This is a genomic window from Microcystis flos-aquae FACHB-1344 (genome assembly GCF_014698375.1).
Taxonomy (GTDB): domain Bacteria; phylum Cyanobacteriota; class Cyanobacteriia; order Cyanobacteriales; family Microcystaceae; genus Microcystis; species Microcystis aeruginosa.
Genome location: NZ_JACJSW010000086.1, coordinates 1 through 11,692 on the forward strand (window position 1 = coordinate 1; position 11,692 = coordinate 11,692).

General features: G+C 40.6%; 10 protein-coding genes, 1 tRNA gene and 1 pseudogene. 7 read left to right on the plus strand and 5 right to left on the minus strand.

Annotated elements, in window-relative coordinates; genetic code table 11:
- Positions 1-260: 260 nt before the first annotated feature.
- Together H6G48_RS06500 and H6G48_RS06505 are read right to left on the minus strand one after the other, a co-directional pair.
- The gene (locus tag H6G48_RS06500) at positions 261-1,115 is read right to left on the minus strand and encodes a prohibitin family protein (RefSeq protein ID WP_190720260.1); all 855 of its coding nucleotides are present in this window, start codon (positions 1,113-1,115) and stop codon (positions 261-263) included.
- A 3-nt stretch (positions 1,116-1,118) separates the two neighbouring features.
- On the minus strand, positions 1,119-1,592 hold the full coding sequence (locus H6G48_RS06505; protein WP_190720263.1) for an EVE domain-containing protein: 474 nt from the start codon (positions 1,590-1,592) through the stop codon (positions 1,119-1,121).
- A gap of 320 nt (positions 1,593-1,912) precedes the next feature.
- Between H6G48_RS06505 and H6G48_RS06510 the strand changes: the two genes are divergently transcribed.
- On the plus strand, positions 1,913-3,262 hold the full coding sequence (locus H6G48_RS06510; protein ID WP_190720266.1) for an ATP-binding protein: 1,350 nt from the start codon (positions 1,913-1,915) through the stop codon (positions 3,260-3,262).
- A gap of 20 nt (positions 3,263-3,282) precedes the next feature.
- On the opposite strand, the gene H6G48_RS06515 is transcribed toward H6G48_RS06510, so the two are convergent.
- Positions 3,283-3,355: transfer RNA gene (locus H6G48_RS06515), tRNA-Glu, on the minus strand.
- A 127-nt stretch (positions 3,356-3,482) separates the two neighbouring features.
- Between H6G48_RS06515 and H6G48_RS06520 the strand changes: the two genes are divergently transcribed.
- The 3 genes from H6G48_RS06520 to H6G48_RS06530 all read left to right on the plus strand — a co-directional run bounded on the left by H6G48_RS06520 (position 3,483) and on the right by H6G48_RS06530 (position 6,607).
- Positions 3,483-4,988, plus strand: coding sequence for a hypothetical protein (locus tag H6G48_RS06520; protein WP_190720269.1), 1,506 nt, complete (start codon positions 3,483-3,485; stop codon positions 4,986-4,988).
- Positions 4,989-5,196: 208 nt separating this feature from the next.
- A complete protein-coding gene (locus H6G48_RS06525; protein WP_190720272.1) occupies positions 5,197-6,198 on the plus strand; it encodes an Npun_R2821/Npun_R2822 family protein in 1,002 nt (333 codons plus the stop codon).
- Between the two features lie 208 nt (positions 6,199-6,406).
- The gene (locus H6G48_RS06530; RefSeq protein WP_002735656.1) at positions 6,407-6,607 is read left to right on the plus strand and encodes a hypothetical protein; all 201 of its coding nucleotides are present in this window, start codon (positions 6,407-6,409) and stop codon (positions 6,605-6,607) included.
- A 96-nt stretch (positions 6,608-6,703) separates the two neighbouring features.
- Here the strand turns inward: H6G48_RS06530 and H6G48_RS06535 are convergent, their stop codons facing one another.
- Positions 6,704-7,525: a sulfotransferase family protein gene (locus H6G48_RS06535; protein WP_190720275.1), complete on the minus strand. Its 822-nt coding sequence runs from the start codon at positions 7,523-7,525 to the stop codon at positions 6,704-6,706.
- A gap of 90 nt (positions 7,526-7,615) precedes the next feature.
- Here H6G48_RS06535 and H6G48_RS06540 point away from each other — a divergent pair, with 90 nt between their 5' ends.
- Positions 7,616-8,557 (plus strand): hypothetical protein, encoded by a 942-nt coding sequence (locus H6G48_RS06540; protein WP_190720278.1) that lies wholly within the window; start codon positions 7,616-7,618, stop codon positions 8,555-8,557.
- 155 nt (positions 8,558-8,712) lie between these two features.
- Here H6G48_RS06540 and H6G48_RS06545 read toward each other — a convergent pair.
- A pseudogene (locus H6G48_RS06545) lies at positions 8,713-8,850 on the minus strand (geranylgeranyl reductase); the annotation flags it as partial.
- A gap of 256 nt (positions 8,851-9,106) precedes the next feature.
- Here H6G48_RS06545 and H6G48_RS06550 point away from each other — a divergent pair.
- Both H6G48_RS06550 and H6G48_RS06555 read left to right on the plus strand, forming a co-directional pair.
- A complete protein-coding gene (locus H6G48_RS06550) occupies positions 9,107-10,276 on the plus strand; it encodes a DUF262 domain-containing protein (RefSeq protein ID WP_002784818.1) in 1,170 nt (389 codons plus the stop codon).
- Positions 10,270-11,373, plus strand: coding sequence for an AAA family ATPase (locus H6G48_RS06555; RefSeq protein ID WP_190720281.1), 1,104 nt, complete (start codon positions 10,270-10,272; stop codon positions 11,371-11,373). The genes H6G48_RS06550 and H6G48_RS06555 overlap by 7 nt, the downstream gene beginning before the upstream one ends.
- Positions 11,374-11,692: the final 319 nt, after the last annotated feature.

The window sequence follows — 11,692 nt, forward strand, 5'->3', positions numbered from 1 at the left end:
AATATAGAAGAGTTAATGCAAATTAGCCGCTATCGGTTGAAGGATTACATCAAAGGACAAAGAGCGATATCGCTTGCCCTATCTACCTTCTAGCTCGCTTGTCCCCCTCTCAGGCTGAAACTCCTTCTCCCTGCTCCCTTCTCCCCTATAGTCTTAACGAGTAATTTAGATAGTCAACAGCTTACCAAATTTAGGTTACACTTCCTCTTGATGGGAAAGACTTTATCTTGAGAAAATAATTGGGCTAAATAGACCTGAATTTAGGGGGTATTTTCCAGAAAAGAATCACTATAATTAAATAAAAATGGTACGCTATTTTTTCCCGATCCATCCATGACTAAAACCCGGGGCATTTGCGCCCCACCTTCGCGCCAAGCTTCGATCGCTTCTTTCTGTAAAACTAATCCTCCCCCCTGTTCTTTTAAAGTTTCTGCTAATAGTCTTTGTGCCTCAGCTTTCCCTTTAGCGCGATTGATTTCTGCCTGGGCCTGTTGTTCTGCTTCTTGGGTGATATAAACGGCTCTTTGGGCGCGTTGTTCCGCGATTTGTTTATCTTCGACAGCCCGGGCAAATTCCGGAGAAAAATTCAAATCTACCACACTGGTATCTAAGACTAGAATACCATACTTTTCTAACCGAGTCGATAGGGCATTATCAAAGTCTTCTTTTAACTCACTGCGTCGAGTAATTGCCTCCTCTACTGTTCTTTTAGCGGCGGCAATTTTAAAGGATTCTTGGGTTTGAGGGGCGATAATTTTAGCGACAATATTTTGTAGGGTACCTTGGGTTCTTCTAATTGCCACTACTTGAGTCGGATCAAGACGAAAATTAATCGCAAAACTAGCGGATAAATTTTGTAAATCTTTAGTGGAACTTTGGGCAGGAACTTCAAATTTTTGCACCGTAACATCGTAGATATCGACACTAGAAACAAAGGGAGGTTTAAAGTGAAATCCCTCCAATAAAACCCCGTCTTTAGCCTTTCCTAACACACTTAAAACCCCCGCTTGTCCGGGGGTGATAATCACATAGGCATTAAAGGCCGCTAAAATGACAATAGTGGCCAATAATCCCCCGATCAGGGAAAGTAAATTAATAGCATCTTTCTGGTTCACAGTTTATACTCCTTGACGAGCGACTAAAGCGAGAATTTTTGTTGCGATCGCTTGATTGACAGGCATCACTGACAGACGATTTCCTGTCCTTACTAATAATAATTCATCGGCAGTAAAATTTTGTTTTAAAATTCCCAGGGGCAGCAGTTGGGGAAAAAGGCGATCAAACTCAACTTTAACCGTCCACCAGCGCGGGGAATCTGGAGAGGATTTAGAATCATAGTAGGGACTATCACGATCGAATTGTGTGGGATCGATCATATCAGTTTGCACCACTCGCATCAAGCCGACAATCCCCGGCGGGGTCGTATTAGAATGATAAAAAAAGGCCAAATCTCCCCGTTTCATCTGACGGAGAAAATTGCGCGCCTGATAATTTCGCACTCCCTCCCAAATAGTTTGACCATCTTTTTTTAAATCCCCGATACTATAGACATCGGGTTCCGATTTCATTAACCAGTAATTTAAATTCATCATTTATAGTTGTGATTAATTCACATAAGCTCAAAAATATTTTTAGCCGTTCCTGTCAGCCCTGTCACCATAGGGTTAAATATAATTCACTTTGACTGCTTTTGTAGTTCTACTCAAACAATTATTGGGAAGAATGTATCTAAAAATACCTTTGTTAGCGGCAATTTTTAAGGACTATGAGCGTTCAAGTCTAGCTATTCTTAGCAACCGTCAGTTTTTCCCTATAGCTAAAAATAATTTATTCTCGATTATTAAATCGATCAAATAAGCTGTAAAATAGGATACATTGCTCTAAAAATCTCTAGCCAATCCATAGATTATCGGTGTTCCAAGCCACTCGCCGCCGTTTAGCCTTATGGTACACTGTTGTCACTGCCATACTACTGCTTTTTCTCGCTACGGGAATGTATTTTTATGTGCGGCATACCCTAGTCGATCGCATTGATGATACCCTCAAACACATCATTGAGGTGGTAAATCGTTCCCTCGTGATCGAATCGATTCCCCCGAACCAAGGACGTTATCGCGTCGATCCCCTGGCAAGTTTTCCCAGTCAGGGTAAATCCGTGGAGGACGATCATATAGATTTGGAATGGTTCGATCCCCAAGGTAATCTAGTTTGGTCAACTCTGGCCGAATCTTTAGATATTCCCCTCCATCCCCACCGTCAGGGGGAAACTATTCGCTTATCCGATAATCGTCTGCTGCGACAAATAACCGAAAGGGTGGAAATCGATCATTATGTTTTGGGATATCTGCGGGTAAGTCATCCTTGGTTTGAGGTGACAAAACCGATTAGACAGCTATTATTGGATTTAATCGCCGGAATTTGCCTGATGATTGCTAGTGTTGCCTGGATTGGTTGGTTTTTGTCCGGTTTAGCCATTCAACCGGTAAAAGAGTCCTATCAGAGTTTAAAACAATTTACCGCCGATGCTTCCCATGAATTACGCAATCCGATCGCCACTATCCAAACTAACGTGCAAATGGCGATCGCTTATCCCCAAACTGGCGATCAACGCTTGCAGGTGATCGAGCGTTTAACGGAAAGATTGGGCAATTTAGTCAATGATCTGCTTTTTTTAGCCCGTTCTGATAGTGGCATCGTCCAACCGATCGAGCAAGCTGTACCTTTGGATGCTCTATTGATGGAAGTGGTGGAAGAACAGCGTTTAATCGCCGATAAGCAGGGAATTTCCCTCTCTTTGTCGATTGTGGAACCGGACCAAGAGGATTTTTCCTACAGCGATGAAATGTTTACTATGCAGGGAGATTGGGATCAATTAGCCCGTTTATTCACAAATTTAATTTCTAATGCCCTAAAACACGCTTTTTTCCCCGAATCTGAGCCTAAAAATGTGGCAGTGGAATTGGAGAAAAGTAAACGCGATCGACAATCGGTGTTACTGGTACGCATCAAAGATAACGGAATCGGTATTCCCGAGGCTGCTTTGTCCCATATTTTCGATCGCTTTTATCGTCTCGATCCCGCACGACAAAATTCTGCCACTTCCGGGGGAACAGGATTAGGATTAGCGATCGCTTTAGCGATTACCCTCAGTCATCATGGACAAATTAGCGTCGAGAGTCAGATCGATCGGGGAACAATCTTCACCGTCAGCTTACCGAAAAGCCATCAACGGGAGAAAAAAACCGAAAAGTCAGAAGCTTGACACCTCTGACCTTCTTTTCATACCCCCAAGGGAATTCGAATCCCTGTCGCCTCCGTGAAAGGGAGGTGTCCTAGGCCACTAGACGATGGGGGCGTGGATTTCAGACCTTTTTAAATATAACAATAATCTTTCCGGGAGTCAAGGGTTTTGGCAAAAATTTTTTTTATCCCGCCCTTGCACAATAGGATAGTCTAAATGAAGATGTTATCGCCCAAAATCCATGGCTGCCGATCCCTATAAAAGCCGACTGTTCAACCTGATCAACCGTCGTTTGATCCGTCTGAAAGATAACCTCGGCCGCGTTTCCCGTCGCGGTCAAAATGCGATCGCTATTGCCCTGCAAATAGCCCTCTATCCCGTCTATTTGCTGGTACAATCCCTGCGGATGACGGCTAATCAATTGGGGAACAGTCTCCAGAAACAATTATCACCCCCTGGCAAAGAGGGGACGGATGCGATCGCGGAATTTCTCCAGAGCTTATCTGACCAAGAAACGGCATTTATTGGCATAGCAGCCGATCTAGAGGATCAAGCTTTAGTTTTCGTCACTAACGATCACCAGACTGTTAAAATCACCGATAATCAAACCCAAAGACAAATAGAAAAACAAATTAGGACGGCACTGGCTAACTACGCCCTCGAAAAACGGAGAATTAAGCGATTAAATCCTCAATATCCGCCTTTATTACCAAATTTTACCGACAAAAATCCTGTCTTGCCCCCGATCCGTTGGTTTTGGAACCTGCTACGCTGGGAACAACAGGGGCAAATAGCGATCGCCATAAATCTCTTCCAGGAATCCCATCTCGTCAAAACCCCGACACCACCCTCCTTACCACTGCCTAATTTCAATTCTCAAGCGATTTTAGAAGTTATTGACGAAAAATTAGCAATTTTCGAGGCTAAATTTCTCGCTATCTCCCCCGCAATCCCCAGCAGTGTTAGCCACACCTCTAACCTACCTTCCGATCTCGTTAACCAGTCCCCGACTCTCGAGAAAAATTCCTCCTATCTCTGGCGACTTTATTGGTTAATTTATGCGGCGATCGAGCATTTCTGGGCAAAAGAGAAGAATAATTTAGAATATAGTGCTGATTACCCCGTTTTATCGGCAAAATATCCCCTAAGTCTTCCTAATTCTCTGCTGATCAGCTTCAAGCAACGTCTCCAGGATTGGCTAGAAAAACAAACCCAAGCGGATCCCTTCACGATCGGCAAACTCATCCAAGCGGCGATCGATCACTTTTTTTCCTCTCGCCAATCCCTGACATTTTCCGCCATCAGCGAGCAACCTTGGCTAGAATCCGCCGATATATTGGCTATTTCTCCCCAAGACTCCGAAAAACCCCGCCTTAACCCCGCTTATCCCCTTCCCCAGTCCCCAGGCACACCAGCCGAGCCTCATAGCACAAAAAAAGCTTTTAGTCAAGAAAAACAAAATAAATCTTTACAAAAAATCCCCCCGGCCGCCGCTGAAATTACTCCTGGAGAATCCCCCCCCGCAACCCAATTAGATCCCCGCTACGCTAGGGAGATAATTCAACCAATTAACGAAGAATGGTTAGAAACCGAATCAACCCCCGTCGGCTACGTTAAACACCCCTTAGAACGGATTTTAGAGGGATTAGATGCGATTATTTTATGGGTAGAGGAATTGGTTATTAAAATTTGGCGTTGGTTGCGGTACAATCGACGCATTTCTAAATTACTCAAACGCAAACGCTAAATCGATCGGTTTTGGGTATAGTCGATCGGGTAGTCTTTCTGTTGTGAGAAAATTGAGACTATCTTGAGGGACTTACCTCTATCAATCTTAGGCATTTCAGCAGTTAAGGTCATGGCCATAATCTGAAATTACCGAAATTTATCGACAAAAATAAGCTAAACTAACGGCAAAGATAATAGGTTTTAATTTTTTTCATCGGGATTACTTTATGGACGGTATCTGTACCCTAGCTAACGATCGCATTTACGATCAATTAGTCGCCCTACTCAACAGCATCGAGGTAAATGGGGGAAAAGCTCTTCCTGTTTGTGTCTATCCCTACGATGACAACATCGAACGGATCAGAGCGGAAATTGCTCAACGTCCTAACGTACAGTTATTTGATAATCAGGAAATTATCGAACGCTGGGAAAATTTCGCCAAGTCGATTTGGGATAGCCACCCGCAAGCCCGCAAACGTTGGTTGAAATCGGGTTGCACTGACCGATATTATCGTATGGGAATGCACCACCGTTTTATTGCTTTTGATAGTCCCTTCGAGCGTTTTATCTACATGGATGGGGACACCTTGCTACTCGATGCCATTGATAAAATCTTCGCTATCCTAGATAGGCACGATTGTGTTGTTTATGACTTTCAGCATAAAGATCCCACTCATGTCTACGAAGTTTCTCAACCAAAATTATTCGAGGTTTTTTCCCGTGATCGTATCGAAAAGGAGATTTTTTGTGCAGGTTTCTACGCTTCTAAAACTGGTTTATTCGATGAAAATCAGCGAGATTGGCTCATAGAACAATTGCGAGCAGGAGAAGCGGAAATTCTCTATCCGATGGCTCCCGATCAAACTATTGTCAATTATATGATGATGCGCTCAAATTTTTCTATATATAATCTAGCTCTTCAATTGCCTAAAGAAGAACGCACCGGCTGCTGTGTCACCTCTCCCCATTTTCAGGCTTTAGATAATATTCTTTATGATCAGGGCAACCGCTTGACATACCTTCACTACATTGGTTTATCTTCCTCTCTGTTCACTCGACTTTGTAGCGGTGAAAATCTCGATTTTCCCTATCGAGATATTTTCTTACACTATCGTTATCTCTACGAACCTAGTCAACGTCCTATATTTACCGATAGTCCCAAACCCTATCAACCACCTACCCCAACCTTTTGGCAAAAAGTAACCAGAAAACTCGGTTTAGGAAAATAATAATTACAGTCATTTCAATTATTAAGATTGAATCGTATCAGACTTATCTGAAATGACTATACATTTTCAAGGTCTAATCTTCTGCATAAGAAGAGTCCAGGCGAAAAAAAACCAAAAAGTAGCGGAATGTATAGCGCGCCACTACATCTCAGAAAAAACCCCTTACAATAGAGACAAAAGTGATCGGAGATCAATGGGGGTGAACGTCATGTTAGTGATTTTAACCGACGAACACATTCTCGATACGGGTTCTGTCTGTCAGGGCTGTCTTTTAGCCAACCAGCAGGGACAACCCCGGTGGCGAGAGGGTAAACTAGGCTGTGGTCACTCCTTAGGCAAAGGGGGCAGCCAACAGCCCAATCTCTACGAGTGTCAGATGGGCTTTACAATTGCTAATATTGAAGGCTAATCAGACCAGCTAAAAGATCAACCTAGAGTTGAGTTAGGGGGATTTTCTTGGGACTCGGAGGAGAGAATCAAGGCCATTATTAATCCCCAATTCAGTTTAGATACAATGACAATAATGGCTGAGGGTTTCGTAGCATCGATCGTAGGCTTTTTGGGCTTGGGTTAAAACAGCGTCGGAAATTTCTATATCTAATTTTCTGGCTTGTTTAATAATTTTACCCGCTTTGATATTCTCGGAAGAATCTCCTATACCGCGGCTGCCAGTGGTTTTTAAAACTCGATATTCTTCAGAAAATCCCGTTTTAGTATCGAGATGACTCTGTAAACTATTAAAGACCAATTGACTTTGGTTTAATACCTGATCGTGGGTGATAAATAAACTCTTTTCTTTGCTGTTAATTAATCGAGCATAACTTTCTAAGGTGGCTAAACGACCGGTATAATAACCCAGGGCGTGCTGCTCGTTTTGATGGGGTTTAAGATCTAGAATACTAGCTAAAGTGCGCTGCGGTTCTCGTAGTAAAAATATGGTCTTAACCGGATCAGATTGCAAAAAACTATGATCTAAAAACTTCTGATCATGAAGAACTTTATCTAAAATATATTTATGATTCATGTTTAAATCTTTCAAACGCCAGTAGAGTTGAAACATTAAAGTTTTAAAATCCTGTTCACTCTCATAAACCAGATGAGTTTCGCCAAAACCGATAATTTCAGGATTAGAATTGAGGATATGGGTCAATAAAGACGAACCCGATCGCATATGGCTAAGAATAAATAAAACCTGATAGGGTTGGGGACGAAAGAGAATTTTATAGGGGTCTTTGGGTGTATCAATGCGTACCTGAAAATACTTATAAGTTAAACGATGGGTTAAACCCTGCCAAGATTGGGGTAAGCGATCGAGGGCTATAGTCATAGGTTAATAAGGAATTGTGTCAACTTGTCGCTAAGATTCCCCTATAATGTATCCCATTTAAGACCCAAACAAAAGTGAGGTTTATACAAAATGGGATTGCCAAGTTGTTCGCTCTGGTTTTTTACGGCGCGAACCGATGTCTGGTTTATGATGAACACTATTCCCCATCTAGTCAAAATGAGTCAGTTTCCCTTCGATGAAAAGGTACTCGCTATTGACACGGCCCCTTTAAGCGGGGAAAAGGTTAATCGCCCCGGACTGGGTACAATGGAGGAGTTAAGAGCCTGTGGTGAAAAATTAGTTAAAGATGGCATAATCGATCGCCTAGTGGATTTTAACTACGATCCCAGCTATCGTCAGCGCATCTATCAAAAGCATTTCGGCAGTCCCCTCCGTTCCACCCATAACTACAAAGGTTATCCGATTTTCGGCTCGATCTTCAAAATCGAGTCATGTCGCAGCGATTATATGGTCCATTATGACAGCGACATGATGCTCTACCAAGAACCGGATTACAGTTGGATCCGCGAAGGGATCGAGTTAATGGAAACCCATCCAGAAATGATGTTTGTGCGTCCTTTGTCCGGTCCGCCGCGGCCCGATGGTACGATTTATTCTCAGCATCCCTGCACGAAAAATCCCGACGGATTCTATCAATTTAAATTTTTTGGTAGTCGTGCCTATCTACTTAATTGTCGTCGCTACGATCGCCTTTTACCGATCACCCCCCTCTGGCGCTCTTATAAAAATACCTTTCTCGATCATTTACCCGATGGTTTAAAAGCTTGGGGCAATATTTTGACTGGGAAAGGAAAACTCGACTCTTGGGAAATTATGGTTTCTCGCTCCCTAGAACAAAGCAACTACTATCGCGCCACTCTCACCAATGCCAAGGGTTGGACTTTGCACCCCAACGAGCGCTCTGCCGCTTTTAGGCAAGCTTGGCCGACTATTATCGAAAAAATCGAAGCGGGTATTTACCCACCGCCCCAAGCTGGTTATTATGACCTGATCCCGGAATTATGGTATTAAAAAAGCGTTAGTTCTCTAGATTTGAGGTGAGGTGGTACTTAGAGATTGCTGGTGGGGCGATATTTTTGTTTGAATTAGAGAAGATAGGAGATGAAACAACCCAAAAGAAAACCCAACCACCGCCGGAGATTGGGTTGTCTGGTTATCAATTGATTTTAAGGGGCCAAAGCGTTACCGCGCAGGAGAGAACCGATAGTTTTAGCAGTAATCTTCATCTGTACGAGAGGATTAGCGGGAACAACGGTTTTATAGAGATAACTGTCAAAAGTCATCTTCTGTACGTCCTTTTGGGAATTGCCTTGGGAGTGATCGGCAAGCTAGGTCAGAACAGGATTGAAGGGGTTGACATTTTATTTAGGTACGCTATATTCTAAAAACAATTGGCTCTCCCAAGTTTAGTGGGTAAAATGTATTCTAAAATACAGTCTTGCGGGCGAGTGAGTGGAACGAACCACAGAGACACAAAGGACACAAAGATTGATAGCTACTATATAAGTTAAACTTATCACACAAGGAATAAGAGAGCCAACAATTTCATAGGACTATAATATGAAAAACAGTACAAATGATATCACATACGAACAATTAACATCCCAAGAAACTGAATTGCAAGAAGAAGAAGAAGAAGAAGAAGAAGAAGAAGAAGAAGAAGAAGAAAGTTCAGACTTCTTCGATCCAACCAAAATCAGAATTACGACCAAACAAATAACCATGGATCTTTTGATCAAAAGAATTGAATATAAAGAAATTAACTTAAATCCTGATTTTCAACGTAACGCTAACATCTGGACTGATAAGGCTAAAAGCAGATTAATCGAATCTCTGTTAATACGAATTCCTCTGCCAGCATTTTATATGGATGCAACCGAGGAAGACGAATGGCTAATTATAGATGGATTGCAAAGACTGAGTACATTTAAAAGCTTTATTCTTGATGAGAAGCTTGTCTTAAAAGACCTAGAATTTTTAAAGGAATTAGAAAAGAACAAGTATTCAGATTTATCTCGTAACTATAAACGCAGAATAAATGAAGCAGAGTTTATTGTGTATTTAATTGAACCTGGTACACCACCTAAAGTTAAGTATAACATTTTTAGAAGAATTAATACTGGGGGATTACCTCTCAATTTACAAGAATTTCGTCAAGCGATAAATCCAGGTCAAGCCATAAAAATTCTCAAGGAATTAGCAAACATTCCAGAATTCCAAAAATTGACAAGTTTTAGTCAAAAAAGAAAGAATCGCATGGTCGATCATGAATTTATCTTAGGATTTATTGCTTTTACTTTAATAAGCTACAATTGCTATTCGTCTGATAAAGGTCGGGATGATTTTTTAGATCAAGCAATGAAAAAGCTAAACAAAATAGATGAAAATCGAGTACAAGAAATCAAAAATAAGTTTATTTTTGCCATGAAAGCGGCAAATAATATTTTTGGAGAAGATGCTTTCCGTAAAATCCGTAAAATCACAGAAGATGGAAAAAGAAAATATCCTATCAATAAAGCTCTTTTTGAAAGTTGGTCAGTTACCCTGAGTGGTTTAAGTGAACAAGAACTTGAAACATTAACTGAGAGAAAGGAGAACGTCAAGGAAGTTTTTATTAAAAAAATGGAAGATGATAGTAATTTTCTCGAATCTGTTTCTCAAGCAGCCACTAAAGTTCCCTATAGATTTGATACAATTAAAGAAATAATAAAAGAGGTGTTATCATGTTAGAATCATTAGTGTTAAAAAATTTTAAGATTTTTGAAAATCAATCTTTTGATTTAAAACCGCTAACTTTGCTCTCAGGATTAAATAGTAGTGGCAAATCCACTTTGCTACAATCCTTATTATTACTTCGCCAGTCCTATAAGCAGGATTTATTACCAAAGGAAGGATTAGCATTAAATGGTGATTTAGTTCGTATTGGAACAGCTAAAGACGCTCTCTTTGAAGGTGCAAAAGAAGATTCAATTACTTTTGAAATTACCAGCGCAGATCATGGTAAAAGTTCATGGATTTTTGAATATGATCCTAATTCTGATGTTCTTCAACTATCTCCCCTGTCCCAAGATACTATTCCTCAAGAAATTTACCGATCCAATCTTTTTACTGATAAATTTTACTATCTACGAGCAGAAAGAATGTCTCCAAGTCCACATTTTGAAATTTCAGAATTTCAAGTCAAACAGCATAAACAGCTTGGAAGTAAGGGAGAATTTACAGCACATTTTCTTTCTATCTACGAAGAAGAGAAAATTAGAGATTCAAAATTAGAACATCCTCAAGCAATTTCTACGAGTTTTAAAAATCAAGTGGAAGCTTGGATTGGAGAAATTAGCCCTGGAACTAGAATCATAATCTCATCTCATCCAGAAATGGATTTAGTGGGTTTACAATACTCTTACGGACTGAGTAATCCTTATCGTCCTACAAATACTGGGTTTGGTATTACATATATACTACCTATTGTTGTGGCTTTATTATCATCTGTTACAGATACGTTAATTTTATTAGAAAATCCTGAAGCACATCTTCATCCAAAAGGACAATCTAAGATAGGAGAACTGTTAGCATTAGCGGCAAGCTGTGGGGTACAAATTATAGTAGAAACTCATAGTGATCATGTCTTAAATGGTATTCGTCGAGCGGTAAAAAATAAGAAAATTGATGCTCAAGATGTACGAATTCATTATTTTCAAAGATATTTGAAACAAGGACAAGCTGTATCAGAAGTTATTTCACCCATTCTTTATCAAGACGGAGGAATTGATCAGTGGCCTGATGGATTTTTTGATCAAGTGGAAAAAGATTTAATGGAGTTGCTTTAAAATGAAGTTTTTGATTAATGAACTTTCTTTTACTGGGCAAGCTAAAAACGACAATGAGGCTTACGAACTGCTCAAAAACTTATATGATATCATCCAAGAAGTAAAACCTATACAGAACAATTATCCTATCCAGACTCATAGTAGTTTATCTCAACAAAAAATATTATCTAATCTTACTATTCATCAATGGATTTGCCAAAAAATATCTGAACTTCCCCCGTATAAATATACTAGCTATGGCTCAAAGTCTTACAGAGCCTGAGTTAAAGCAATGTAATACTAATAAACTACTGGGTACAAACTCCTGAAATCTTTACGC

Bases quoted from the DNA above. Each gene is read 5' to 3' on its own strand.
- H6G48_RS06505 (WP_190720263.1), bottom strand. From the start codon at position 1,592: ATGATGAATTTAAATTACTGGTTAATGAAATCGGAACCCGATGTCTAT.
- H6G48_RS06520 (WP_190720269.1), top strand. From the start codon at position 3,483: ATGGCTGCCGATCCCTATAAAAGCCGACTGTTCAACCTGATCAACCGT.
- H6G48_RS06525 (WP_190720272.1), top strand. From the start codon at position 5,197: ATGGACGGTATCTGTACCCTAGCTAACGATCGCATTTACGATCAATTA.
- H6G48_RS06530 (WP_002735656.1), top strand. From the start codon at position 6,407: ATGTTAGTGATTTTAACCGACGAACACATTCTCGATACGGGTTCTGTC.
- H6G48_RS06535 (WP_190720275.1), bottom strand. From the start codon at position 7,525: ATGACTATAGCCCTCGATCGCTTACCCCAATCTTGGCAGGGTTTAACC.
- H6G48_RS06540 (WP_190720278.1), top strand. From the start codon at position 7,616: ATGGGATTGCCAAGTTGTTCGCTCTGGTTTTTTACGGCGCGAACCGAT.
- H6G48_RS06550 (WP_002784818.1), top strand. From the start codon at position 9,107: ATGAAAAACAGTACAAATGATATCACATACGAACAATTAACATCCCAA.
- H6G48_RS06555 (WP_190720281.1), top strand. From the start codon at position 10,270: ATGTTAGAATCATTAGTGTTAAAAAATTTTAAGATTTTTGAAAATCAA.